General features: G+C 38.6%; 22 protein-coding genes. 20 read left to right on the forward strand and 2 right to left on the reverse strand.

Annotated features, from left to right (window positions below):
- Nucleotides 1-158 precede the first annotated feature (158 nt).
- From exbB to yedF, 14 genes are all read left to right on the forward strand, one after another.
- Nucleotides 159-1,169 carry a tonB-system energizer ExbB gene (gene exbB, locus GWI59_RS15790; RefSeq protein ID WP_109399319.1) on the forward strand — a complete coding sequence of 337 codons (1,011 nt, stop codon included), beginning with the start codon at nucleotides 159-161 and terminating at the stop codon, nucleotides 1,167-1,169.
- Between the two features lie 6 nt (nucleotides 1,170-1,175).
- The gene (exbD, locus tag GWI59_RS15795; RefSeq protein WP_006535192.1) at nucleotides 1,176-1,604 is read left to right on the forward strand and encodes a TonB system transport protein ExbD; all 429 of its coding nucleotides are present in this window, start codon (nucleotides 1,176-1,178) and stop codon (nucleotides 1,602-1,604) included.
- Between the two features lie 1,890 nt (nucleotides 1,605-3,494).
- Nucleotides 3,495-4,619: a hydrogenase 2 small subunit gene (gene hybO / locus GWI59_RS15800; RefSeq protein ID WP_072063712.1), complete on the forward strand. Its 1,125-nt coding sequence runs from the start codon at nucleotides 3,495-3,497 to the stop codon at nucleotides 4,617-4,619.
- Entirely contained in the window at nucleotides 4,616-5,629 is a 1,014-nt protein-coding gene (gene hybA, locus GWI59_RS15805) for a hydrogenase 2 operon protein HybA (RefSeq protein WP_161725082.1), read from the forward strand. The genes hybO and hybA overlap by 4 nt, the downstream gene beginning before the upstream one ends.
- Nucleotides 5,616-6,797, forward strand: a complete 1,182-nt coding sequence (gene hybB / locus GWI59_RS15810; RefSeq protein ID WP_006535186.1) for a Ni/Fe-hydrogenase cytochrome b subunit — start codon at nucleotides 5,616-5,618, stop codon at nucleotides 6,795-6,797. Before hybA ends, hybB begins: the two co-directional genes overlap by 14 nt.
- Nucleotides 6,794-8,497, forward strand: a complete 1,704-nt coding sequence (gene hybC / locus GWI59_RS15815; protein ID WP_006535185.1) for a hydrogenase 2 large subunit — start codon at nucleotides 6,794-6,796, stop codon at nucleotides 8,495-8,497. Before hybB ends, hybC begins: the two co-directional genes overlap by 4 nt.
- Complete coding sequence (locus GWI59_RS15820) at nucleotides 8,497-8,985, forward strand: HyaD/HybD family hydrogenase maturation endopeptidase (RefSeq protein ID WP_006535184.1); 489 nt, start codon at nucleotides 8,497-8,499, stop codon at nucleotides 8,983-8,985. The genes hybC and GWI59_RS15820 overlap by 1 nt, the downstream gene beginning before the upstream one ends.
- Nucleotides 8,982-9,476, forward strand: a complete 495-nt coding sequence (hybE, locus tag GWI59_RS15825) for a hydrogenase-2 assembly chaperone (RefSeq protein ID WP_006535183.1) — start codon at nucleotides 8,982-8,984, stop codon at nucleotides 9,474-9,476. The genes GWI59_RS15820 and hybE overlap by 4 nt, the downstream gene beginning before the upstream one ends.
- 62 nt (nucleotides 9,477-9,538) lie before the next feature.
- Complete coding sequence (gene hypB, locus GWI59_RS15830) at nucleotides 9,539-10,723, forward strand: hydrogenase nickel incorporation protein HypB (RefSeq protein ID WP_161671089.1); 1,185 nt, start codon at nucleotides 9,539-9,541, stop codon at nucleotides 10,721-10,723.
- Nucleotides 10,714-10,980 (forward strand): hydrogenase maturation factor HybG, encoded by a 267-nt coding sequence (gene hybG, locus GWI59_RS15835; RefSeq protein WP_161725084.1) that lies wholly within the window; start codon nucleotides 10,714-10,716, stop codon nucleotides 10,978-10,980. The genes hypB and hybG overlap by 10 nt, the downstream gene beginning before the upstream one ends.
- Entirely contained in the window at nucleotides 10,967-12,103 is a 1,137-nt protein-coding gene (hypD, locus tag GWI59_RS15840) for a hydrogenase formation protein HypD (RefSeq protein WP_072063709.1), read from the forward strand. The genes hybG and hypD overlap by 14 nt, the downstream gene beginning before the upstream one ends.
- A complete protein-coding gene (hypE, locus tag GWI59_RS15845; RefSeq protein WP_006535176.1) occupies nucleotides 12,100-13,119 on the forward strand; it encodes a hydrogenase expression/formation protein HypE in 1,020 nt (339 codons plus the stop codon). Before hypD ends, hypE begins: the two co-directional genes overlap by 4 nt.
- A gap of 208 nt (nucleotides 13,120-13,327) precedes the next feature.
- Complete coding sequence (gene yedE / locus GWI59_RS15850) at nucleotides 13,328-14,554, forward strand: selenium metabolism membrane protein YedE/FdhT (RefSeq protein ID WP_115065093.1); 1,227 nt, start codon at nucleotides 13,328-13,330, stop codon at nucleotides 14,552-14,554.
- The gene (gene yedF, locus GWI59_RS15855) at nucleotides 14,551-14,793 is read left to right on the forward strand and encodes a sulfurtransferase-like selenium metabolism protein YedF (RefSeq protein WP_006535172.1); all 243 of its coding nucleotides are present in this window, start codon (nucleotides 14,551-14,553) and stop codon (nucleotides 14,791-14,793) included. The genes yedE and yedF overlap by 4 nt, the downstream gene beginning before the upstream one ends.
- Nucleotides 14,794-14,865: 72 nt before the next feature.
- Here the strand turns inward: yedF and rdgC are convergent, their stop codons facing one another.
- Nucleotides 14,866-15,774: a recombination-associated protein RdgC gene (rdgC, locus tag GWI59_RS15860; RefSeq protein WP_006535171.1), complete on the reverse strand. Its 909-nt coding sequence runs from the start codon at nucleotides 15,772-15,774 to the stop codon at nucleotides 14,866-14,868.
- A 1,327-nt stretch (nucleotides 15,775-17,101) separates the two neighbouring features.
- On the opposite strand from rdgC, the gene GWI59_RS15865 reads away from it, so the two are divergent.
- The 6 genes from GWI59_RS15865 (at nucleotide 17,102) to GWI59_RS15890 (ending at nucleotide 23,698) form a co-directional block, all read left to right on the forward strand.
- The gene (locus GWI59_RS15865; protein WP_237584375.1) at nucleotides 17,102-18,292 is read left to right on the forward strand and encodes a porin; all 1,191 of its coding nucleotides are present in this window, start codon (nucleotides 17,102-17,104) and stop codon (nucleotides 18,290-18,292) included.
- An 86-nt stretch (nucleotides 18,293-18,378) separates the two neighbouring features.
- Nucleotides 18,379-20,334, forward strand: a complete 1,956-nt coding sequence (locus tag GWI59_RS15870) for a bifunctional 2',3'-cyclic-nucleotide 2'-phosphodiesterase/3'-nucleotidase (RefSeq protein WP_072063705.1) — start codon at nucleotides 18,379-18,381, stop codon at nucleotides 20,332-20,334.
- An 85-nt stretch (nucleotides 20,335-20,419) separates the two neighbouring features.
- Nucleotides 20,420-21,196, forward strand: a complete 777-nt coding sequence (locus tag GWI59_RS15875) for a ribonuclease T2 family protein (RefSeq protein WP_109847893.1) — start codon at nucleotides 20,420-20,422, stop codon at nucleotides 21,194-21,196.
- A 19-nt stretch (nucleotides 21,197-21,215) separates the two neighbouring features.
- Nucleotides 21,216-22,838, forward strand: coding sequence for a bifunctional metallophosphatase/5'-nucleotidase (locus tag GWI59_RS15880; protein WP_006535163.1), 1,623 nt, complete (start codon nucleotides 21,216-21,218; stop codon nucleotides 22,836-22,838).
- Nucleotides 22,839-23,166: 328 nt separating this feature from the next.
- Nucleotides 23,167-23,397 (forward strand): ParD-like family protein, encoded by a 231-nt coding sequence (locus GWI59_RS15885; RefSeq protein ID WP_004245167.1) that lies wholly within the window; start codon nucleotides 23,167-23,169, stop codon nucleotides 23,395-23,397.
- Nucleotides 23,372-23,698 (forward strand): type II toxin-antitoxin system RelE/ParE family toxin, encoded by a 327-nt coding sequence (locus GWI59_RS15890; protein WP_161725086.1) that lies wholly within the window; start codon nucleotides 23,372-23,374, stop codon nucleotides 23,696-23,698. The genes GWI59_RS15885 and GWI59_RS15890 overlap by 26 nt, the downstream gene beginning before the upstream one ends.
- A gap of 148 nt (nucleotides 23,699-23,846) precedes the next feature.
- On the opposite strand, the gene GWI59_RS15895 is transcribed toward GWI59_RS15890, so the two are convergent.
- Nucleotides 23,847-24,446: a nitroreductase family protein gene (locus tag GWI59_RS15895; protein ID WP_006535161.1), complete on the reverse strand. Its 600-nt coding sequence runs from the start codon at nucleotides 24,444-24,446 to the stop codon at nucleotides 23,847-23,849.
- Nucleotides 24,447-24,540: the final 94 nt, after the last annotated feature.

A 24,540-nucleotide genomic window follows, 5' to 3' on the forward strand; every position in this document is an offset into this window, starting at 1 on the left:
TACTATCAAAATGCTTCATGTTTGATATCATTTGAGCGTTTTCTCTTTCCTGATGGCAAACAGGATGATTGTAAGTAAACGATTTTGGGTAAGTAATGACGTAAAAATGTCATTGCTGAATAAATAATTAGATAAAAAAGAGAGTAAAAGGCCAACTGATGCGTAATTTGACAGCTTCTATTCTATTGGCAATCGGTCTGACAGGCTCTGCTTTTGCGGATACGACTCCTGCCACACCAACTGAACAGCCAACTACTGCTGCCGTTTCTTCAACAGCTTCTACACCGATAACGACTACACAGACAACAGCTACTTCCGCTACGGCCTCTACAACGGGTAATGAAGCGAAGGCAGAAAGTACTGAAACCGCTAAGCCTGAAGGTGAAAATACATCTGTAATAACGGCTGAGAACTCAGAGAATGTACCTTCAGCGACAGAAAATACACCATCAGAAGTACAACCTGAAATGGTTGCAGGTGGCGGATTTGCAGAAGATTTGTCCGTTATGGGCATGTATCGTAATGCCGATTTAGTCGTTAAAAGTGTCATGATTGGCTTACTGTTAGCCTCTATTGTTACTTGGGCACTATTTTTCGCGAAAGGCAGCTACCTGCTCTCGCTGCGTCGCCGCTTAAGAAATGAGACGGCTCAGTTAGTTGAAGCTAAATCACTCAACGATGCGTTAGCAATTAGCAAAAAATTTGGTAATAAGAGTGCAACTGCTGATTTCTTTAATGATGCAGAATTAGAGCGTACTTACTCTCAAGAAAGTAAAGTGGCATCAGGCATTAAAGAACGTGTTGAAATGCGTATGGAACGTCGCGTTGCAGCAATTATCCGTGAATTAGGTCGCGGTAATGGTTACTTAGCCACAATCGGTGCAATTTCTCCTTTTATCGGCCTTTTTGGTACGGTTTGGGGGATCATGAATAGCTTTATCGGTATTGCACATTCTCAAACGACAAATCTTGCTGTTGTTGCGCCGGGAATTGCAGAAGCGTTATTAGCAACCGCGATTGGTCTGATTGCCGCTATTCCTGCGGTTATTATTTATAACATTTTTGCTCGTATGATCGCGGGTTATCGTGGTGAAATCGGTGATATCGCAACGGGTGTGGTGACATTAGTCAGCCGTGATTTAGATATCGAAAACAGCAAAGCAAGGTAATGAATTATGGCAATGCGTCTTGGTGATGATTCAGGTGATGATAATGAATTACATGATATCAATGTGACGCCTTTTATTGATGTCATGTTGGTTCTACTCATTATCTTTATGGTGGCGGCACCTTTAGCTACTGTTGATATAAAAGTAAATTTACCCGCTTCAAGTGCTAAACCCCAACCGCGCCCTGAAAAGCCTGTTTATTTAACGATTAAGTCGGATAAACAAATTTTCATTGGTGAAGAGATGGTCACACATGAAACGATGGCTAATGTGTTAGATACGATGACACAAGCAAACAAAGAGACAACAATCTTTTTCCAAGCGGATAAAACGGTTGATTATGAAACGTTAATGGCTGCAATGGATTCGCTAAGAAAAGCGGGTTATCTCAAAGTTGGGCTAGTGGGAATGGAAACCGTCTCTACAGGTGGTTAACATCTAGCAAATAAGTTATTTATCTAAGTATTATTACGCTATTTTAAAAGCACTTTATTTGTCGTTGTGAAATGATGAATAAAGTGCTTTTTTATTGTATAGGCGATATAGCATTTATATTTTTACCATTTTTAATGATTATCGATGTTATTAATAAAATTGAGTTAGAATAAAATTTAACTTTAGTATTAAATAATATTAATAATGGATAGATTAAGTTACAGAATAAATAGTTAATTAAGTTTATTGTGAGATAGCTGGCTGAATCAATTAATGCTAAGTAGATATCATTATTTGAACTCCTCTAACATTAATATTCATTAACTCTTCATTTTTTTTCATTTTTAGATTTGTTGATATCGACTTTTTAAAGTTAAATTTATCTATAACCTTGTGATTTATAATGTCTTTATTTTAATTTGATTTAAGTGTAAAAAAACTTGCGCAAAAAATCTTATTGGATATAATGCACCCACGTTACAAATTGAAATATTCTGTAACGTGTTATAACGCCTAATTTATTTATTATCTAAGTTATCCTCATTTGGATACTTATTTTTTTATTGCACCAGGTAGACCGTTGTTTTCAGTCATTCTAATTTCTGGTAAGTAGATTTTATTTACTTATTCAAACCGCTACTTATCTTTGATAAGCAGTGAGTAAAATAAAACATGAAAGGCAGAGAACTACACATAGCATTTTATTATTTTAATAAATTTAGAAGCCATAACATTTCGGTGTTATGGCTTTTTTATTTTGCTTGTTATATCTGCTGTTACTGAGTCTTCTAAGACGAGGACTGCTGAGTGTGTGTTGGTTATGCATCATTTTGCATTTTGATGCCTATTCTCAATTTACCGCTTATTAGCCACGAGATCTTGCTTGATTAAAAACACAAACAGTTAACAAAATATTTCTCAATCTTTTAGATTTATGACCACTTCTTTTATCTATTCTCACAAAAAAAAGAAATAGGCCCCATTAAGGGATTATTTATCGAGAAATTGTATTTTTTATCCATAAAAACAACAGGGATTTAACATTAAATTTTATTTGCATTAATTTCGTTATAAATTAGATATGTTATAAAATAACTTAAAGAAATGGTTACTATTATGTACTAATTAGTAATTATTAATGATCTTATCTTTGAATGTTGGCGTACATCAATATGTATTTAATTTTATAGCGATTTTGCGCTAGGGTATTGGCTTATTCCAAAAACGAATATATATATAACTATATGAAAAATGATAAGAAAAATAGGTCAATTTTTGACTAAAAAGTAAACAGAGTAATAATGATTGAAAAATAATAACAAATGAAGATTGGATAAATTAGTAATTAAAATAGGCTGAAATTAAATATATTAATGTAATGATTTCTTGTTTATGAAATGCAATTTTTAACATTATTTATAATGTAATATAAAGGTTGATAATATGAAAAAAAGAGTCGTCATTATAATTAAAAAATATATTAAAACTTGTTTTTAATAAAGGATTTTAGAAAGTGGAAAATATTAATTATTAATTTTGTATTATTTTAAATATATTGTCTTATAAATTGTTTGTTTTTTGTCTTGTTTGTAAGTTGTTAATTAATAAGAGTTTAAATTTTATTCTTCCCTGTATTTTTGAAGTAATGATAATTATTTCTATTCTCCTTATCATTATTAAATAGTATTTTAATAAATTTAAAATGACGAAATATATAAAAAGTAGGCATTAAACTTTATATTGCTGAAACGTTTTTACTCACATAAAGGAATAATTTATTTTTTAATGAATTATCGCTTGATAATGATCAAGTCATTATTGTGTCGGAGTGTTAAAAAGGCGGTGTTTTAAAATTATTCCAATTAAAAATCATCATATCAGGAGAGATATATGGCCTTGGGGAATAATGTTTTTTCCCATCATGGTATTAACCGACGCGATTTTATGAAATTGTGTGCTGCGTTGTCAGCTACCATGGGATTAAGCGGCAAAGCAGCCGCAGAAATGTCAGAAGCAATGGTGTCACCTGAACGCCCACCCGTTATCTGGATTGGTGCTCAGGAGTGTACAGGGTGTACGGAGTCTTTATTACGTGCAACTCACCCGACTCTGGAAAACCTAGTACTTGATGTTATCGCACTTGAATATCATGAAGTGCTTTCTTCAGCTTTTGGTGATCAAGCTGAAGAAAATAAACACAATGCGATGGAGAAATATAAAGGTAAGTACGTTCTCGTTGTCGATGGTTCAATCCCAGACAAAGATGGCGGTGTTTACTGTATGGTTGCAGGAAAACCTATTCTTGAGCATATCAAAGAAGCCGCTGAAGGGGCTGCTGCGATTATTGCAATTGGTTCATGTTCTGCATGGGGTGGTGTGCCAGCAACTGGGGGTAACCCAACAGGGGCTAAATCATTGGAAGCAATTTTACCGGGTAAAACCGTGATTAATATTCCAGGATGTCCACCAAATCCACATAACTTCTTAGCAACTGTTGCACATATTATTACTTTCAACAAATTGCCTAAGTTAGATAGCAAAAACAGACCGCTTTTTGCTTATGAGCGTTTAATTCACGAAAACTGTGAACGTCGCCCTCATTTTGATGCGGGTCGTTTTGCTAAAGAATTTGGTGATGAAGGTCATCGTCAAGGTTGGTGTTTATACCATTTAGGCTGTAAAGGCCCTGAAACCTATGGTAACTGCCCAACATTGGAATTCTGTGATGTCGGTGGTGGAATTTGGCCTGTGGGTATCGGTCACCCTTGTTACGGATGTAACGAAGAAGGGATTGGCTTTACTAAAGGTATTTTCCAATTAGCGAACGTTTATCAGCCAACACCAAAAGCACAAGTGCCTGATGTTAATGCAAAAGAAGGTGGCGGTGTCTCTTATGGTGCAGCTGGTTTACTGGGTGCTGTCGTGGGTGCAGTTGCGGGTGTCAGTGTGATGGCTGTGCGTCAATTAGGCCGTGACAAGAATGCCACAGGAGCCTCACAGGAGGATAAACGGTGAATAGGCGTCATTTCTTTAAGCTGGCATCAGGTGGGGTTCTTCTTGCGGGAATGGCACCCACTGTGAGTCATGCTGCGGCGCAGAACCGTCCCCCAATTCCTGGGTCTCTCGGTATGCTCTATGACTCTACACTGTGTGTAGGCTGTCAAGCATGTGTCACAAAATGTCAGGAAATTAATCACCCGGAGCCAATGGAGCGTGGTGATACTTACGCTAATGGTGATCCGATTTGGTCAAACAATGACAAATTAAGTCCTTACACAAATAACATTATTCAAATTTGGCGTGATGGTACTGGTGAAAATAAAGACCAACTGGAAAACGGTTATGCCTTTATTAAGAAACAATGTATGCATTGTGTTGATGCAAACTGTGTTTCTGTTTGTCCTGTTTCTGCGTTAATCAAAGATCCAAAAACCGGTATTGTCCATTATCACGCGGATATCTGTACAGGTTGTCGTTACTGTATGGTGGGATGCCCTTATAACATTCCAAAATACGACTATGACGATCCATTTGGTAAGCTCTATAAATGTGAGCTTTGTAACCAAAAAGGTGTTGAGCGTTTAGATAAAGGCTTATTACCAGGTTGTGTTGAAGTGTGTCCAACTGGTGCGGTTATTTTCGGTACACGAGAAGAATTGCTTGAAGAAGCAAAACGTCGTTTAGCGAAAAAAGCGGGTGAAGAATATCATTACCCACGTCAAACCATTAGTGGTGGCGATACTTATCTGCATAAAATTCCTGAATATCAAGATCATATCTATGGTGAGTTTGAAGGTGGTGGTACGCAAGTTATGGTACTTTCTGCTGTTCCTTTCGACAATTTAGGAATGCCAGAAGTCGCACCATTATCAACGGGTGCACGTTCTGAGCATATTCAACATACGCTTTATAAAGGCATGGTATTACCAATAGCAGCCCTTGCAGGGATCACCTATCTGGTTAACCGTAATAGTAAAAAACAAGAGCAGGAACACCACAAGGAGGATAACGATGTCGAGTCATGATCCTCGTCCACTTGGCGGTAAGTTATTTACTCTCGCAGTAAGAGTATTTTTACCGCTTGCTGTGCTCGGTTTTATTCTTATTGGTAAGCGTTTGGTATTAGGTCTGGGCGACGTCTCTGATCTGAATGGGGGATATCCTTGGGGTATCTGGATTGCCTTTGACTTATTGATAGGAACAGGCTTTGCATGTGGTGGTTGGGCACTTGCATGGGCTGTTTATGTCTTTAATAAAGGGGAATTTCACCCATTAGTGCGCCCTGCATTGTTAGCGAGCTTGTTCGGCTATTCATTAGGTGGTTTATCCATTGCTATTGATATCGGTCGTTATTGGAACATGCCTCACTTCTTTATGCCGCAATACTTTAACGTTAACTCCGTGTTGTTTGAAACAGCGACCTGTATGACCATCTACATTATGGTGATGGCATTAGAATTCTTACCTGCGTTATTAGAACGTTTAGGCTGGAAAGTGTCGTTGAAACGTCTTAACAAAGCGATGTTCTTTATTATTGGTCTTGGTGCTTTACTGCCAACCATGCACCAATCTTCAATGGGATCATTAATGATTTCAGCGGGTTGGAAAGTACATCCATTGTGGCAATCTTATGAGATGTTACCGTTGTTTTCTCTGTTAACGGCTTTCCTCCTTGGTTTCACTATCGTTATTTTTGAAGGCTCTTTATTAAAAGCAAGCCGTACCATGAATGATGATGAAACACCGCTATTTACCAAGTTAACAAAAGTGATCGAAGTGTTACTGATCGCATTCTTGGTATGTCGCTGGGGTGAAATTATTTGGAACGGCAAACTGAGTTATATCGGAAATGGAGATATGTTCTCGTGGTTATTCATTGCTGAAAGTGTATTGTTATTAATTCCTCTCATTTTGATGCATTTAAATAATAACCGCCGTAGTCCAAGAATGCTGTTTGTTTGTGCTTTATTTATCTTAATTGGCGCAGCAATGTGGCGTATGAACTACTCTTTAGTTGCTTACAATCCAGGCAATGGTTACCACTATTTCCCAACAGCAAGCGAATTGCTGATTTCTATTGGTTTCGTTGCATTTGAAGTAACAGCTTACATTCTTATTATCCGTTTATTGCCGGTTTTACCTGCACAAACAGATTCAAATATACAATTAAAAAAGGCTGAGGTTAAATCATGAGCCAACGCATTACTATTGATCCTATTACCCGTATTGAAGGGCATTTACGCGTCGATTGTGAAATTGATAACGGAAAAGTTGTTAAGGCTTGGTCTTCCGGTACCATGTGGCGCGGAATGGAGGAGATCCTAAAAGGAAGCGATCCTCGTGATGCATGGATAATCGTGCAACGTATTTGTGGTGTTTGTACGACAGTTCACGCAATTGCCTCAGTACGTGCTGTTGAAGATGCCTTAGGTATGGATATTCCTGTCAATGCGCAGTATATCCGTAATATTATTTTGGCTTCTCATATTCTTCATGACCATATCGTTCACTTCTATCAGCTTTCTGCGATGGACTGGGTTGATATTACTTCGGCATTACAAGCAGATCCTGAAAAAGCGTCAGCAATGCTGAAAGGTGTTTCTAAGTGGCAATTGAACTCTGCTGAAGAATTCAGAAAAGTTCAGAAGAAAATTCAAGATCTGGTTGACAGCGGTCAGTTAGGTATTTTCGCCAATGGCTATTGGGGTCACTCAGCCATGAAATTACCACCAGAAGTTAACCTGATTGCTGTTGCTCACTATCTGCAAGCACTTGAATGTCAGCGTGATGCAAACCGTATTGTAGCGGTTCTTGGTGGTAAAACACCTCATATTCAAAACTTGGCTGTGGGTGGTGTTGCTAACCCAATTAACCTTGATGCACCAAGTGTTCTTAACTTAGAACGTTTAATGTATGTGAAGCACTTTATCGATAATCTTGGCGATTTTATTGAACAAGTTTATAAAGTCGATACTGCAATTTTTGCTGCTTATTACCCAGAGTGGCTAAAAATTGGTAAAGGTGCGAACTACTATTTATCTGTACCTGAGTTACCAATCAACGGTAATAATACCGAGTTTTTATTATCTGGTGGTTATATGGAAGGCGTTGATTTCTCAACGTATCGTCCAATTAAAAACTGGAAAGATGAAAACTTGAAAGAGGGTATTGAAGAAAGTGGTAAACACGCATGGTATGAAGATGATGAACCATTAAAACCATGGGAAGGTTTAACTCGTCCTAAATATACTGGTTGGGATGAAAACAATAAATACTCATGGGTTAAATCACCAACATTCTATGGTAAACCTGTCGAAGTGGGAACATTAGCATGGTTAGTATGTGGTTTAGCAGGTAAGCATGAAGGAACTGTTAAACACTATAACGAAGTTAATGAAATCTATACTAAATTAACCGGTGAAACACTGGTTAATGAGCAGTTAGAGTCAACTTGGGGTCGTATTATTGGACGTACTGTTCATGCTTGCGTATTACAAGATTCTCTAAACTTCTTATGGCAATCATTGGTTGATAATATTGGTCGTGGTGATACTGCTGCCTTTATTAAACCAGAGTTTGAACCAGGCAAAGAGTATCGTGGTGTTGGTTTTGAAGAAGCTTCTCGCGGTATGTTATCTCACTGGATCGTGTTTAAAGACGGTAAAATCACTAACTATCAGGCAGTTGTTCCATCAACATGGAATGCGGGTCCTCGTAACTTTAATGATGAACCGGGTCCTTATGAGTTATCTCTTGTTGGTACACCTGTTGCTGATCCGAAAAAACCATTGGAAGTGGTAAGAACGATCCACTCCTTTGACCCATGTATGGCGTGTGCTGTGCATATGGTTGATTTAACAGGTAAAGAACTTAGTAAGGTGAAGGTATTATAATGCGAACTCTCGTCTTAGGCATTGGTAATTTATTACTAAGCGATGAAGGCATTGGTGTTCGTATAGTAGAAGCGCTCGAAGAGCGCTTCTCTTTACCAGAGAACGTCGATGTTATTGATGGTGGCACATCAGGTATGGAAATCTTGCAAGATATCGCTGCAAGAGATCTCCTGATTGTTGCTGATGCGGTGAGAAGTAATCATGAACCAGGCAGTATTTTTGTGTTACATGATGATGATGTTCCAGCACTTTTTACACAGAAGATCTCGCCTCATCAGCTAGGTTTATCTGATGTATTAATGGCACTGCGTATGACAGATGAATTTCCACGTAAACTGATTTTAGTGGGAATTGAACCTGCATCATTAGAGCCAAGCATGTCGCTGTCTGACATTGGTGAGAAATCAATGGAAATAGCACTAGAACATGTCGTGAATATTTTGCGTGAATATGGCATTTCTGTCACACCTAAAGAGGTAACAGCATGAATGAATTAAGCTGGGATATCATAGGATATGATGAACCGCCTGTTGAGCAACTTGAAGCGCGTTTTAGTGAAATCGCTGACAAAGAGATGAAAGGGCTTCCTTTTTATCGTGAAGGCATTCCTGTAAAAGCGGGAGGCTTTACTTTATTTGAAAATCAGTGGATTGGTGCTGTTCTTACTCCTTGGATGTTAGAGCTTGTCGTTTTCCCGGGGCCTTCACAAGAATGGCCACACCGAAAAGTAGGTGATCGCATTGGGTTAGAATTACCATGTGGTCAGATAAAATTCGTTGTGGGTGAGCTTGCCGAGGGAATGCAGTACCTTGCTTGTTCATTAATGTCGCCACTTGATAGACATTTAGCAGCGGAACATGCTGTTGAGTTGGTTGAAAATAGTGTAAAAATGGCTCTTTCTCTTCCTGTTCAGACACAATCCGTAGCAGAAGTTGATTTAAGTCGTCGTTCTCTCTTCCGTGGTCAGTTAAGATCATAGAGTAGAAATTTTACGCGACACAGAGTCACATTCTTCTTATTGAATAGTACAGGAGTCAGAATATGTGTAGCACTTGCGGTTGTGGTGAAGGCAATGTCAGAATTGAAGGTGTAGAACCTCATTCACATGAGCACCACCATCATCACTCTCATGACCATGATCATCACGACCACGGTCATCATCATGATCACGGCCATCATGGGCATGATCACCATCATGAACACAATGCTACTCCAGCGAATACTGTTCATAAATATATTGATAAGTCTGAACAAAAGCATAAGCATAACTACGAGACCAATGGTCAGCCTATCATTGTTCATCATCACTATTATCATAACAGTGGTGATGTTCACCTCCATTTTCATAACGATGCACAGCTAAACGAAACACCTGTTTTCCATGAACATCATCATGGACATGACGATCATCATCATGATCACGACCATTCACACAGCCACGACCATTCACATAGTCACTCTCACGAACATCAGCACGATCATGAGCATGAAGAGCAATTTAGCCCAGTGATTGAAAATCAGAATATGCATTATGGCCAAGGTGAAGCAGGGACACATGCTCCCGGTATTAGCCAAAAGCGTATGCTAAAAATTGAAATGGATGTGTTAGATAAAAATAACCGAATTGCTGTTCATAACCGCGAACATTTTGAACAACAAAATGTGTTGGCATTAAACCTCGTTTCAAGCCCCGGTTCTGGCAAAACCACACTGTTAACACAAACGTTAAAACAGTTAGCGCAACGTGTTCCTTGCGCCGTGATCGAAGGCGATCAGCAGACCACCAATGATGCGGATCGTATCCGTGAAACCGGTGTACCTGCGATCCAAGTGAATACAGGTAAAGGTTGTCACCTTGATGCTCAAATGGTGCATGATGCGACACACCAATTAGGCTTACAAGACAATAGCGTTCTCTTTATTGAAAACGTGGGTAACTTAGTGTGCCCAGCCAGTTTTGATCTGGGTGAAAAGCATAAAGTGGCTATTCTTTCTGTCACTGAAGGTGAAGATAAGCCACTGAAATATCCGCATATGTTTGCTGCGTCTGATTTAATGATTATCAACAAAATTGATTTAGTACCCCATTTGAATATTGATGTTCAAGCCTGTATTGAATCAGCTCGCCGTGTTAACCCAAATATCGAAATCATTGCGTTATCAGCAACAACAGGTGAAGGCATGGAAGAGTGGTTAACTTGGTTGGAGAGTCGTTTATGTGCCTAGGTGTTCCAGCTAAAATAGTTGAGGTGGGCGAAGACGTCCACCAACTCGCTTATGCTGAAGTCAGTGGCGTCAAACGTGCTGTTAATATTTCGATGGTATGTGAAGGCGAACCTAGTGAATTATTAGGCAAATGGGTACTTATTCATGTGGGATTTGCCATGAGTATTCTTGATGAACAAGAAGCACAAGATACCCTTGATGCATTACAGCATGTTTATGGTGTGACCCTCGAAGAGGCTGATGATGCAGTATGTTGATGAATTTCGTGATCCTGAACTTGCGAAAGCTTTACTGACCCAAATTCGTGAAACTATTTCACAATGGCCTCAGCCAATTACACGTCCATTACAAATTATGGAAGTGTGTGGTGGGCATACTCATGCCATTTTTAAATTTGGTCTAGACCGCTTATTACCAGAAGAAATTGAATTTGTTCATGGACCGGGTTGTCCTGTCTGTGTATTACCGATGGGGCGAATTGATGCATGTTTAGAAATCGCAGCCCGTCCTGACGTGATTTTTTGTACTTTTGGTGATGCAATGCGAGTACCAGGACGTAATGGCTCAATGCTTGATGCGCGTCGTCGTGGTTGTGATATTCGTATTGTTTATTCGCCACTCGATTCACTCAAAATTGCACAAGATAACCCAGATAAACAAGTTGTTTTCTTCGGTTTAGGTTTTGAAACGACAATGCCAAGTACTGCCATGACGCTACAACAAGCGAAATTGCGCGGACTCAAAAACTTTTCTCTATTTTGTCAGCACATTACTATCGTACCTACTTTACGTTGTCTACTTGAGCAAGATGATGTTCGCATTGATGGCTTTATTGCACCGGGACATGTGAGTATGGTAATTGGTTGTACACCATATCAACCGCTATGTGATGAATTTGAAAAGCCTTTTGTGGTGACAGGATTTGAACCGTTAGACTTATTGCAAGCTATACTGATGGTTATTAAACAGCTTAAAGCAAAAGCAGAAAATGCAGATTATGTTTTAAGTATTGAAAACCAATATAGTCGCATTGTACCAAACGAAGGTAATAAGTTGGCTCAAAAAGCACTTAGTGAAGTGTTTATGTTAAAAGAAACCAGTGAATGGCGTGGATTGGGTGAAATCCCAATGTCAGGTATTCAATTAACACCAGCTTATTCTGAGTTTGATGCTGAATTACGTTTTACACCCGCACCACAAAAAGTGGCAGATAATCCACAATCTCGCTGTGGCGATGTGTTAACAGGACGATGCAAACCTTCCGATTGCCCACTCTTTGGTAAAAGTTGTACACCAGAAACGGCGTTGGGTGCCTTGATGGTATCATCAGAAGGTGCATGTGCGGCTTATTATCAGTATCGCCGTGAAGGTAATATATGAAACAACCCGATGAAATCACTTTAGCCCAAGGAAATGGTGGGCAAGGTATGCAACAACTGATCGAAGGCCTGTTTTTAAAAGCGTTCGATAATCCATTATTAAATGAAAAAGAAGATCAAGCACGGATCGCGTTAAATGAGTTAACTACGCTTGGCGATCGTCTTGCATTTAGTACAGACAGCTATGTCATTGATCCCATTATTTTCCCTGGTGGAAATATTGGTAAATTATCTGTTTGTGGTACGGCTAACGATCTTTCTGTTGGTGGTGCGGTTCCTCGTTACCTTTCATGTGGTTTTATTCTTGAAGAAGGGCTTCCATTTGAAACCCTCGAAACCCTTGTTATGGCGATGGCGAAAGCAGCAACGCAAGCAGGAATACAAATTGTTACCGGAGATACAAAAGTGGTTCCTCGTGGTGCTGCAGATAAGATCTTTATTAATACTGCGGGTATTGGGGTTATTCCAACCACAATTAATTGGGCTGCAAGTAATATCAAAGCTGGTGATAAGATCTTAGTGAGCGGTACGATTGGTGATCACGGGGCAACAATTCTGAATCTTCGTGAAAACTTAGGATTAGAAGCGGACCTACAAAGTGATTGTGCTGTTCTTGAGCCAATGATTGCGCCGCTACGTCAAATTAAAGGTATTCGTGCATTACGTGATGCAACACGAGGCGGAGTGACTGCAATTTTACATGAGTTTGCTCAAGCCAGTGGTTGTGGCATGAATGTGCATGAAAATAAATTACCAATGAAACAATCTGTTCGTGGCGTTTGTGAATTATTAGGGCTTGAAGCACTGAATTTTGCTAACGAAGGAAAAATTGTTTTAGTGGTATCCCCAGAAGCTGAAGCCCAAGTACTTGAAGCATTACATCAACATACTTTAGGTAAAGACGCTTGTACTATCGGTGAAGTTACCGAGGATAATTATATTCGATTAACAGGAATTTTCGGGACTAGTCGGATCCTTGACTTACCTTATAACGAACCATTACCTCGTATTTGCTAATCACTTCTTTCCCGCTTATAGATTGAATGATCAGACGATTTATAAGTGGGATAAGTCCCCTATCTGTTACAAAAAATTTGTTATAACGCAAATTTCTCTCATTTATCTGAATATTGACTCTTTGATAAAAAAATTATCGGAGTAACATGTGCAGCCAATCCTACTGCGTGGAGAGGGTCTCTCGTAGAGGTAAGTTCTAGGAAAAAACATGTCTTGGTCAGAATTTAAATCCCAGTACCTGATCCGTTTTTGGAAGCCCCTTCCAGCAGTGATCGCGGCAGGTATCTTATCAACTTACTATTTTGGTTTAACCGGCACTTTTTGGGCTGTCACGGGTGAATTTACTCGTTGGGGCGGTCACGTAATGCAATGGTTTGGTGCTCATCCTGAAGAATGGGGTTATTTTAAAATCATTGGTCTTGAAGGTACACCATTAACGCGTATTGATGGTGTGATGATTATCGGGATGTTTGGCGGTTGTATTATGGCAGCTCTTTGGGCCAACAATGTCAAACTTCGCCATCCTCAACATAAAATTCGTATTCTTCAAGCAGTTCTAGGTGGGATCATCGCTGGTTTTGGTGCTCGTCTAGCAATGGGCTGTAACCTTGCCGCCTTCTTTACGGGTATTCCTCAGTTCTCTTTACATGCTTGGTTTTTTGCGGTTGCAACGGCAGTTGGTTCTTACTTTGGCGCCAAGTTATCATTGATGCCTCTGTTCCGTATTCCAGTAAAATTGCAAAAAGTCAGCCAAGCTTCACCAATTACTCAAGATAAACAACGTGCGAAACGTCGTTTTAGATTGGGAATGGTTATCTTTTTTGCCATGATTGCGTGGTCTTTAATTATTCTCTTTGATTCACCAAAACTAGGTTTTGCGATGCTAGGCGGTATTGGTTTTGGTATTTTAATTGAACGTGCGCAAATCTGTTTTACTTCTGCTTTCCGTGACTTATGGATAACAGGCAGAACCCATATGGCAAAAGCGATTATCATCGGTATGGCAGTCAGTGCCATTGGGATCTTCAGTTATGTGCAATTAGGTGCATCACCGAAAATTATGTGGGCAGGGCCGAATGCTGTCATTGGTGGCTTACTCTTTGGTTTCGGTATTGTACTTGCTGGTGGGTGTGAAACAGGATGGATGTATCGTGCCGTTGAAGGTCAAATTCACTTTTGGTGGGTTGGATTAGGTAACGTAATCGGTTCAACATTACTGGCTTATTATTGGGATGATTTTGCCTCAGTGATCGCAACGGATTATGACAAAATTAATTTACTTGATACCTTTGGCCCTGTGGGGGGATTAGGTGTGACGTATCTGATGCTTGGTGTGTCATTTGCATTATTACTTTGGTGGGAAAAACACTTTTTCCGTAAAAAAGCCCAACAAGCACAATCTATTTCAACGCAGATTAATAAGGAAATTGCATGAGCCAGAAAGACACTATTATTCCTGATTATCGTCTAGATATGGTCGGTGAACCTTGTCCTTATCCTGCGGTGGCAACACTCGAAGCCATGCCATCACTGAAAAAAGGCGAAATATTAGAAGTGGTGAGTGATTGCCCTCAATCAATCAATAATATTCCACTTGATGCGAAAAACTATGGTTATACCGTGTTAGATATTCAACAAGATGGTCCAACTATTCGTTATTTAATTCAAAAATAAATTATATTTTTATTAGATAAAAAAACAGCCTATACATCGTGAATGATAGGCTGTTTTCTTGAGAAAAGGTTATTATTCGGCTTCGCCACCTAGCACTTCAATGACTCGTTCAATCAGTGCACTTAATTCACCCGTCATTAAAACAAAATCAGCATCAAAACGTTGGGCGAAATCGGCTTTATCAATATCATCATTTTGCTCACGTAAAGTCTCACTGAATTTAATACGTTTGATAGAGCCATCATCACATAGCATAAATTGAAGGCGATCTTCCCAATCGACAGAAAGTTTGGTGACAAATTTTCCTGCTTCAATATGTGTCGCAATTTCGTCAGAAACTAGTTCTTGTTTTTTACAACGAATAACACCGCCTTCTTCTAGCACTGCTTTTAGCTCCGCTTCATCCATCAAGGTAAAACCGGCTGGAAGTTCTCCAGAGCGTACCCACTCTGTCATTTTTAATTCAACAGATTCATTAAAATTCAGTGGTACTACGGGTAATGAACCTAATGTTTTACGTAGCAAGGCTAAGTTATCTTCAGCACGTTTTGCACTGCCTGAATCAACAATAACGAGTTGTTTTTCTAAATCTAGCCAAATAAATGTTTGTGAGAATTTACTAAATGCACGAGGAAGTAGGGTATGTATCACTTCATCTTTTAAGGTGGCTTTCTCTGTTTTTTTCAGTTTACGACCTTGTTCACCTTCAAGTTTTTCAACTTTGTCTTGCAGTGCTTGTTTAATGACTGTCGCAGGTAAGATTTTGTCTTCTTTCCGTGCACACATCATGACTTGTTTGCCTGCAACATGGATAAGCGCTTCACCACGATCGCCCATCGGTGAAACCCAACCTGTTCTGGTCATATCTTGGCTACTGCAAGGTGTGAATGCCAATGAAGCAAGCTGTTGTTCTAACTCATCCATTGACAGTGCTATCTCTTTATTTAAGCGATAGACCAAAATATTTTTAAACCACAGCATTTGACATTCCCCTTAATCATTATTTACCGCATTATGATACTGAATGTTGAGGGTATCTAAAAGGTAATATCCCTTAAAAGAAAATATCCATAATGTTATTTAATAAAAAAGAGAAAAGCTGAAACGAATAATCAGTAAAATTACTAAATGATAATGATTTTTATTCTTATTTAAGTTAAATTAACTAAGAGTATTAATAATGGAATAACGTAATTTTTAGCATAATTTTTTATGTGATATTAATCACGTAATTTTATCTTTACACTATTTTTTGTTTACAATATGAAATCACTTTCAGATTTATCTCTGCATTAATTTACAAAACAAAAATCTTCTTGACGTTCTATTGTGATAATTGTCACAAAATAAAGAAAATATAAAGAGTGATTTTTCACAAATAACGTGGTGACTTAGATCACAAAATTGAACATTTATTTTTTAAATATCGTCAAAATAGCACGATTGGTCTTTTTATATTAACTTGGGTTATAGTTTAACATTTGTAATGTTTTTCAGTGTTTCTTTGTCACCTTTATGCATTGATTAGATATTGTGATTGAATGGTGTTCTTGTGCTTCTCTTTTTAATATTTGTAGCTAATTATTCTTTTTTTGAGTGAGTGTTACGCGTTACCACTAGTTAAATTGTATTTAAATGTGATTTTGCTTTTATTTAAATAAGAAATAAATATAAAGATAAAAAATTATTAATTAGAAAGAACAATATTTAAATCTTTAGTGTTATTTATTTAGTGGTTAAAATTAATACTTCCTTTTAAATATATTAAATAAGGAGATAAATTTTTTATTAGCAAAAAAAAGAGTCTTATAAAGAAATGAAATATAAAAGAAAAATTCAAAAGTACTATTTTTAAAAAGTTGATTAAGTTCAAAAAACACGTATCTTTACCTTTAATTGTGATACCTGTCACTTGGGTATGTAATCATGAAAATGCACATTGGTGTAATTGTGGGCTGCATCACGAAAGAAGGGCTTTTTTTTGAGTAACATGCCAACGAAAACTCAACAACCTATTTCTTTTCCTAACAGAAATAAAAGCAATGCCCTTATTTAAATATAATGAGGATATTATTTTTGTGTCTTATTGGTGAATATCTCTGTGTCAAGGAAATGAAAGCCTATAAGAAAATAAGTAGAGTAATAATAGTTGTTATAAAAATGATCAGTTGTAAAAGCGATTTTCTTGTTTGAGATCCGTGGCGGCGGCTCTTTGAACTGAATTTAGGGTTAATGATAGACGGCGGTATTATTTTTAACCTTAAAAAGGAAATCATAAAACTATAGAAAATAGATGGGTATTTTAATCATGAAAAGCTTGAAGCCTCTAGCAGCACTGGTTGGGTTGTTGGTTCTTTCTGGATCGGCAAACGCAGTAAACGTGTATAACGATAAAGGTACACGTTTTGATGTAAACGGTCAGTTCCGTTTAAAAACACAAGTGACTAGCAAAGATCACGAAATGCGTATGCGTGATGACGGTAGCCGTATCGGTTTCTTTGGTTCACACGAACTGACTAACGATATCAAAGTTTTTGGTAAATTAGAGTGGGGCTCAGACACTCAAAAAACAAACAGTGAAAACTCTTATACCAACTTTGATCTCTATAACCGTGTTGGCTACGTTGGTTTCTCTCATCGTGATTATGGTCAAATTCAGTTTGGTCGTACTTATATTCCAATCGATTGGGTGAAAAAATCAAGCTATGGCTATGGTAATACAGGGGTATTCTACTTTAGCGATGTATTAGGTCGTGCTGTAGGTTATTCAAGTAAAGGTGTTGGTAAAAACAACTTTATGACCCGTTTACCACAAACTATTTTTGTTGAAACTAACCGTTATGAAGGCTTTAAATTAGCGGCCACCTTAACAGGTAAAGATGGTAAAGATAATGATGGCGATGGCAAAGGTGGTGATCGTAAGGTTGGGGATATTCGTCATGCATACTCAGTCGTTGGTTTCTATAAATCAACCTTCGGTTTAGAGTTTGATGCAGGTTATTCTGCCGCAATTGGTGAACCAAACTTATACCCAGATAGCGTTGTTGGTAATAAAAAACCAGAAAATAGCATCTTAGCATTTGGTGCAGAATATTTCTTCCCAGGTCGTGAGTTCTCTATTGGTTTAGACTACGGTCAGTCTCGTGGTAAAAACTCAGGTTTAACTTTAAAAGAAGGGACACCTGAAAAAGATTACAAATGGAATTCAGTCAAAGGCGATTGGAAAGCAGATCTATACGGTATTGGCGTAAAATGGCATTGGGATCGTATCGAAAGCGGTATGTATGCCGGTTACTACCTGCGTGATGGTGATGCAAACACGTTCAACTACAAAAAAGAAACCTATACTGTGGGTGTAGATAAACGTTTTGCAGTATCTAAATACAACAATTTACGTTTATTCGCTGAAATGGCATATGATGATGCACGTAGCGAAAACCCAGCTTATGAAGATAAAAAACAATATATCTTCGAAACGGGTATGCGTCTGTACTTCTAGTCCTGACAAAAGCATTACCGTTTGACAGAAGTAACCAAAGGAGAGCGATTTCGCTCTCCTGTTAACCAATATATAAGGGGTGTGTAATGGTTAAGAATGTGTTGAAAATTTCAACATTAGCAATGTTTGTCGCATTCAACGTGAATGCTGCGACAGTCGATCTTCGTATTATGGAGACGTCTGATGTTCACAGTAACTTAATCGACTTTGACTACTTCAAAGACAAACCAACAGAACAGTTTGGTTATGTTCGTACTGCTAATTTAATTAAAGCAGCAAAAGCTGAAGCAACCAATGCGATTCTAGTTGATAACGGCGACTTGATCCAAGGTAGCCCACTGGCTGACTATCAAGCAGCTAAAGGCTTAGAAAAAGGCGAATCTCATCCAGCTCACCAGCTGATGAACACCATGGGCTACACAGTCGGTAACTTTGGTAACCATGAATTTAACTATGGTTTAGATTACCTGAAAAAAGCCATTGCTGGTGCTAAATTCCCTTACATCAACGCCAACGTGATGGATGCGAAAACAGGCAAAAACTATTTCACACCTTATATCATTGTTGATACACCAGTAAAAGATCGTGATGGTAAAGAACACACTATCAAGATTGGTTATATCGGCTTCGTACCACCACAGATCTTAATCTGGGATAAAGCCAATCTGGATGGTAAGGTCGTTGTAAATGATATTACAGAAACAGCGAAAAAATTCGTCCCTCAAATGAAAAAAGAGGGTGCTGACCTGATTGTGGCTATTCCTCACTCTGGTTTTGCGTCAGAGCCGTACAAAGCAATGGCTGAAAACTCTGTTTATTATTTAAGTGAAGTTGAAGGCATCAATGCAATCATGTTTGGTCACGCTCATGGCGTATTCCCAAGCAAAGAATTTGAAGGCATTAAAGGTGTTGATGTTGCTAAAGGGACGGTAAACGGTGTTCCTGCTGTTATGCCTGGCCAATGGGGTGATCACTTAGGTGTCGTTGATATGGTTATCAATAACGACAGCGGTAAATGGGTGATGACGGAAGCAACAGGTGAAGCACGTCCTATCTTTGATAAAGCAAACAAAAAAGCATTAGTTGAACGTGATGCTGAATTAGCTCAAATCATTGAAAAAGCACACCAAGGTACCCGTGATTTCGTAGGTAAACACATTGGTAAAGCATCTGCCAACATGTACAGCTTCTTAGCATTAGTACAAAGCGATCCAACTGTACAAATCGTTAATGATGCACAAGTTGATTACACCAAACACTTTATTCAAGGTGATCCGAACTTAGACGGTTTACCAGTATTAGGTGCAGCTGCGCCATTTAAAGCGGGTGGTCGTAAAAATGCACCAGCAGACTTCGTAGAAGTTGAAAAAGGTGACTTAACATTCCGTAACGCTGCAGACTTATATCTGTATCCAAACACATTAGTGGTTGTTAAAGCGACCGGTGCGGATGTTGTTGAGTGGTTAGAATGTTCAGCGGGTATGTGGAACCAAGTTGATCCTAACTCAACTAAACCACAAGAACTGATCAACTGGGATGGTTTCCGTACTTATAACTTCGACACCATTAGTGGTGTGAACTATAAAGTTGACTTAACTCAACCAGCTAAATATGACGTTGATTGCCAAGTGGTTAATAAAGATGCGAATCGTATCAAAGAAGTCACTTACGAAGGCAAACCAATCGATCCTAAAGCAACATTCCTGATCGCAACAAATAACTACCGTGGATACGGCGGTAAGTTTGCTGGTACAGGTGAAGCGAATATTGCGTTTGCTTCTCCAGATGAAAACCGTGCAATTTTAGCGTCTTATATTGCAAAACAAACGAAAGAAAACGGTGAAGTGGTAACTAAAGCCGCGAACAACTGGTCATTCTTACCTATTAAGACTGATAAAGTATTAGATGTACGTTTTGAAACTTCTCCAAGTGAAAAAGCCGCTGCATTTATTAAAGATTTCGCTCAATACCCAATGACTTTTGTGGGAAATGATGAAATCGGTTTTGCAATTTACAAAATTGATCTAACTGAGAAGAAATAAGCTATCAAACCTGCCCGTTCAGGGTAGGTTTTTCTTACCTTTTTGAACCAAAAGAGTGGCATTTATGACACTTTAAGGGGATTTTATGCGCTTTATAAAGCTATTACCTGCGGCTTTTGCTTTAGTGCTAGCAGGATGTGCAACGCAAGCACCTGAAATTACAGAACCATTAAAACCTCAAGCTAAATTAGTTGAAGGCGTATCTTGTATTGTACCTGATGCACCAACAGCACCTTACGACTACATTGCTGCTAATGATCGCTATGGTCAAAACAGCACAGCATCGACAGATTACTTTAAGTTAGCGATTAACTACTCACCCGCTTTTTGTGATTATAAAAGTAATAACATTAAACGTTTAAATAACGATAATGAAAAAGATCGGGCAAAACGTGAGTACGATAAATTTGAAATCCAATGCTTCTCTGATAATAAATTTGGTTGGATTGTTCATGGGCTGTGGGCTGAAACCTGTGATGGTAAATCATGGGAAGAGTGCCGTGATTGGAAAGACATACGCAAGCATCCTCGTTTATGTAAAGGCGATTTACCTCCTTTAGAATACTCTGCTATCAAACCTTATCTGTGTGATTCTCCGGGTATCGATCTGTTACAAGGTGAATGGGAAAAACATGGTGTGTGTGCATTTGATACACCAGATGCATTTTTTGGTAAACAAAAAGAGTTGTATGAAGCGTTAGTATTACCAGAAGGCCGTCCTTCAAACAGTGCATTGATTAAATTCTTAAAAGAACACAATCCATCACTGAAGGATAAAGAAATTCAAATTAATCGAGATGAATTCTATATCTGTTATAGCAAAGATTTCGAAGTAATTGATTGTCCGAAACGTGAATTTTGATCTTAGGGATAAATTTTAAATGAATCATAAATATAAACTCGTTGCACTTGCTGTAAGCTCAGTCTTATTAGCGGGTTGTGCAAAGAACTACGACGAAGCTAATGTTGTTGATGTGCGTGTTATCGCAATGAACGACTTCCACGGTGCGCTAAAAGCGCCAGGTCCAAACAAACCTGGTGGCATCGAGCACATGGCTACGTTAATTAAAGAAATGAAGAAAGATAACCCGAACAACATCGTGGTTGCGGCGGGTGATATGGTTGGAGCAAGCCCACTATTATCTTCAATGTTCCATGATGAGCCTTCAATCGAAGCATTATCATTAGCCGGCTTAGAAGCAACTTCTGTGGGTAACCACGAATTTGATAAAGGCATGGGCGAGTTACTGCGTAAACAAAACGGTGGTTGCCACCCAGTAACGGGTTGCCAAGGTCCAACTGAGTTTAAAGGCGCTGATTTCCAATACTTATCAGCAAACGTAACGGTTAATGAAACAGGTAAAACGTTATTTCCTGAATATGTTATCAAAGAATTTAACGGGATCCCTGTAGCCTTTATTGGTGTCACTCTAGAAGGTACTGCAGCAATCGTAACGCCTAAAGGTACTGAAGGTTTAAGTTTCCATAACGAAGCAAAAACCATCAACGCATTAGTACCTCAGTTAAAAGCACAGGGTGTTCAAGCGATTGGTGTGTTGATCCACGAAGGTGCAGCACAGCGTCGTGATGGTGGCCCAGTAAATATCAACGCATGTAATGGTATTACGGGTAAAGTACTGGGTGTTGTTGATCAATTAGATCCCGCGATTGACTTCGTTGTGACGGGTCACACTCACCAAGCTTACAACTGTACTATCAACGGTAAATCAGTGACATCTGCACAATCTAATGGTGCAATGTTAACGCGTATTGACCTGAAATTAGATAAAACAACAAAAGATGTTGTTGATGTAGAAGCTCGTAATATTTGGGTTGATAACCGCAAATATGAAAAAGATCCAGCAGTGACTAAACTGTTAGAAGCTTACGAAAAAATCGCTACTCCATTAGCTAACCGTATTATCGGTAAGTTAGAAGGTAATTTAACTAAGCAAACTAACGATGCGGGTGAATCTGCACTGGGTCAAGTTATTGCTGATGCACATTTATATACGGCTAAACCAAAAGATATGGGTGGCGCACAAATCGCGTTTATGAACAGCGGTGGTATTCGTGCTGATATGACAGGTGGTGACGTTTCTTATAACGCAATCTACACTGTACAACCATTCTCTAACGTACTGTTAACGCAAACATTAACCGGTGAGCAAATCAAGCGCCTGTTAGAACAACAGTGGGATCGTTCACGTCCACAAGTGTTAGCCGTATCTGGTAACTTCCAGTACACATGGGATAGCAAAGCATCTAATGGTAACCGTGTTATCGTTGAATCAATGAAAATTGACGGTAAACCAGTGGATATGAAAGCATCTTACCGTGTTGTCGCTAACGAATACTTAGCAACAGGTGGTAGTAACTTCTCTGTACTGAAAGAAGGTAAAGATCCAGTTTACAGCGTGCCAGATGTTGATGCAGTCGTGAAATACTTTGCTGAGCAGTCTCCAATTGCTCAACCAAAAGCGAATAACATCACACGTAAATAACGTATTTTCATACGCCTTGTGAAAATCGCACTCTTTACTTCGGTAAGGAGTGCGTAAATAAATAAAGAGAGCAAAGTGTTGAACACAAAGGGTCCATCCCTACCTTTGTATTCATTGCGCACTTTGCTCTTTTTTTATGTTTTTTATTTGCAAATGTAGGGGAGTAAACATAAGAGTCAACGCCTTTACAAGGAATAATTTGTGGTGTATTGTGTTATTTAGCGACAAAAGATTGCATTTTGTCGTCATTATAAAGATCTAAACTTATAACGTTTTAATGTTATCAAGTTCTAAAGTTATAACTGCCGTGAGGCTTGGAGTGTAAGTAATGGCTATTTCCGTAAGATTAGATGAAGACTTTGTGTCTGATGCTAAAATTCATGCGGAAGCGAAAAGCAGAAGTGTTCCTAAACAAATTGAACACTGGGCTAAAATAGGGCGTATAGCTGAAGATAACCCTGATCTGCCATATAGCTTTATCGAAGAATTGTTACTGGCACAGGCGGAAGTCGAAAACAAAAAGGTTTCTCGATATGTCCGAACCACAAAAAGAGATTGATGTTTATCAGTCAGCTCGATTTGAAAAGACAATGAAAAAGTTGCCTGAATCAGATGTGAAAATTATTGAAGATGAAATTGATCAAATAATTGATAATCCATTGATTGGAGAACAGAAAAAAGGCGATCTTGCTTATCTCAGAGTACACAAATTTAGGCTTAATGAGTTGACTGTTTTACTCGGTTATTCATGGGTCACCAACAAAGTTGAACTGTATCTCTTGCATATCGGTTCCCATGAAAATTTCTATGATGTTCAGAAAAAACAACGAAAGACCGATCTGAAACTAATTAAAGCATAAAAGAGTGGTGGCATAAGGCCACCACTCTTGTTTTGTGGGCATGTGTTTTGTAGGTATGTAAAAAAAAGCCCACAGTGGCTGTGGGCAATGAATGAAAGTAAAAAGAGGGTATTATTTAGGGTCTTTTGTCAGATGTCTGTTCTAACACTTATTTGAAGATTTTAAAGCGTGCATCATCTTCCATATAATTCTTCTCAGCAGCCTCTTGTTCAATTGAACCAAAGACCATTTGCGCTCTCAATTTCCATGTTTTTGGCAGATCCCAAGTTGCATGGACTTCATCATCAATAATTGGATTGTAGTGTTGTAATGAAGCACCTACGTTCTCTGCTGCTAATGCAGTCCAAACAGAAAGTTGTGCCATACCACTTGCTTGCTCTGACCATACAGGGAAGTTTTCAGCATACAGTGGGAATTGCTCTTGCAGACCTTTTACGATATCAGTATCTTCAAAATACAAAATTGAACCCGCACCTGCGGCGAAGCTATTAATTTTTGCTTCAGTTGCACTAAATGCTTCTGCGGGTACTAATTTTTTCAGGGTATTTTTAACGATATCCCACAGTTTTTGATGTTGTTCACCAAACAGAACAACAACACGAGATGTTTGTGAGTTAAATGCTGTTGGGCTCTCTTTAACCGCTTCTTTGATAATCGCAGTGACTCTGTCTTCGCTAATTGGAAGTTGATTACCTAAATGATAAATTGTTCTACGTTTTTTCATTAAATCAGTAAATGCGTTAGACATGGTTGTCTCCTTGATAAATTTGAGCGCTTAAAGCGTGTTTTAGCTTGAGCTAATCTATGGACACACTATAGGGCTTAGTAGTGACTTATTGATA

Source organism: Proteus sp. G2673 (assembly GCF_009915125.1).
Lineage (GTDB): Bacteria > Pseudomonadota > Gammaproteobacteria > Enterobacterales > Enterobacteriaceae > Proteus > Proteus penneri.

Excerpts from the sequence above, each read along its gene's own strand:
- hypB (WP_161671089.1), top strand. The coding sequence starts at position 9,539 with ATGTGTAGCACTTGCGGTTGTGGTGAAGGCAATGTCAGAATTGAAGGT.
- hybB (WP_006535186.1), top strand. The coding sequence starts at position 5,616 with ATGTCGAGTCATGATCCTCGTCCACTTGGCGGTAAGTTATTTACTCTC.
- hybE (WP_006535183.1), top strand. The coding sequence starts at position 8,982 with ATGAATGAATTAAGCTGGGATATCATAGGATATGATGAACCGCCTGTT.
- yedE (WP_115065093.1), top strand. The coding sequence starts at position 13,328 with ATGTCTTGGTCAGAATTTAAATCCCAGTACCTGATCCGTTTTTGGAAG.
- hybG (WP_161725084.1), top strand. The coding sequence starts at position 10,714 with ATGTGCCTAGGTGTTCCAGCTAAAATAGTTGAGGTGGGCGAAGACGTC.
- GWI59_RS15890 (WP_161725086.1), top strand. The coding sequence starts at position 23,372 with ATGTCCGAACCACAAAAAGAGATTGATGTTTATCAGTCAGCTCGATTT.
- hypE (WP_006535176.1), top strand. The coding sequence starts at position 12,100 with ATGAAACAACCCGATGAAATCACTTTAGCCCAAGGAAATGGTGGGCAA.
- GWI59_RS15865 (WP_237584375.1), top strand. The coding sequence starts at position 17,102 with ATGAAAAGCTTGAAGCCTCTAGCAGCACTGGTTGGGTTGTTGGTTCTT.
- GWI59_RS15895 (WP_006535161.1), bottom strand. The coding sequence starts at position 24,446 with ATGTCTAACGCATTTACTGATTTAATGAAAAAACGTAGAACAATTTAT.
- exbB (WP_109399319.1), top strand. The coding sequence starts at position 159 with ATGCGTAATTTGACAGCTTCTATTCTATTGGCAATCGGTCTGACAGGC.
- rdgC (WP_006535171.1), bottom strand. The coding sequence starts at position 15,774 with ATGCTGTGGTTTAAAAATATTTTGGTCTATCGCTTAAATAAAGAGATA.
- GWI59_RS15880 (WP_006535163.1), top strand. The coding sequence starts at position 21,216 with ATGAATCATAAATATAAACTCGTTGCACTTGCTGTAAGCTCAGTCTTA.
- exbD (WP_006535192.1), top strand. The coding sequence starts at position 1,176 with ATGGCAATGCGTCTTGGTGATGATTCAGGTGATGATAATGAATTACAT.
- hybC (WP_006535185.1), top strand. The coding sequence starts at position 6,794 with ATGAGCCAACGCATTACTATTGATCCTATTACCCGTATTGAAGGGCAT.
- yedF (WP_006535172.1), top strand. The coding sequence starts at position 14,551 with ATGAGCCAGAAAGACACTATTATTCCTGATTATCGTCTAGATATGGTC.
- GWI59_RS15870 (WP_072063705.1), top strand. The coding sequence starts at position 18,379 with ATGGTTAAGAATGTGTTGAAAATTTCAACATTAGCAATGTTTGTCGCA.
- hypD (WP_072063709.1), top strand. The coding sequence starts at position 10,967 with ATGCAGTATGTTGATGAATTTCGTGATCCTGAACTTGCGAAAGCTTTA.
- GWI59_RS15885 (WP_004245167.1), top strand. The coding sequence starts at position 23,167 with ATGGCTATTTCCGTAAGATTAGATGAAGACTTTGTGTCTGATGCTAAA.
- hybO (WP_072063712.1), top strand. The coding sequence starts at position 3,495 with ATGGCCTTGGGGAATAATGTTTTTTCCCATCATGGTATTAACCGACGC.
- GWI59_RS15820 (WP_006535184.1), top strand. The coding sequence starts at position 8,497 with ATGCGAACTCTCGTCTTAGGCATTGGTAATTTATTACTAAGCGATGAA.
- GWI59_RS15875 (WP_109847893.1), top strand. The coding sequence starts at position 20,420 with ATGCGCTTTATAAAGCTATTACCTGCGGCTTTTGCTTTAGTGCTAGCA.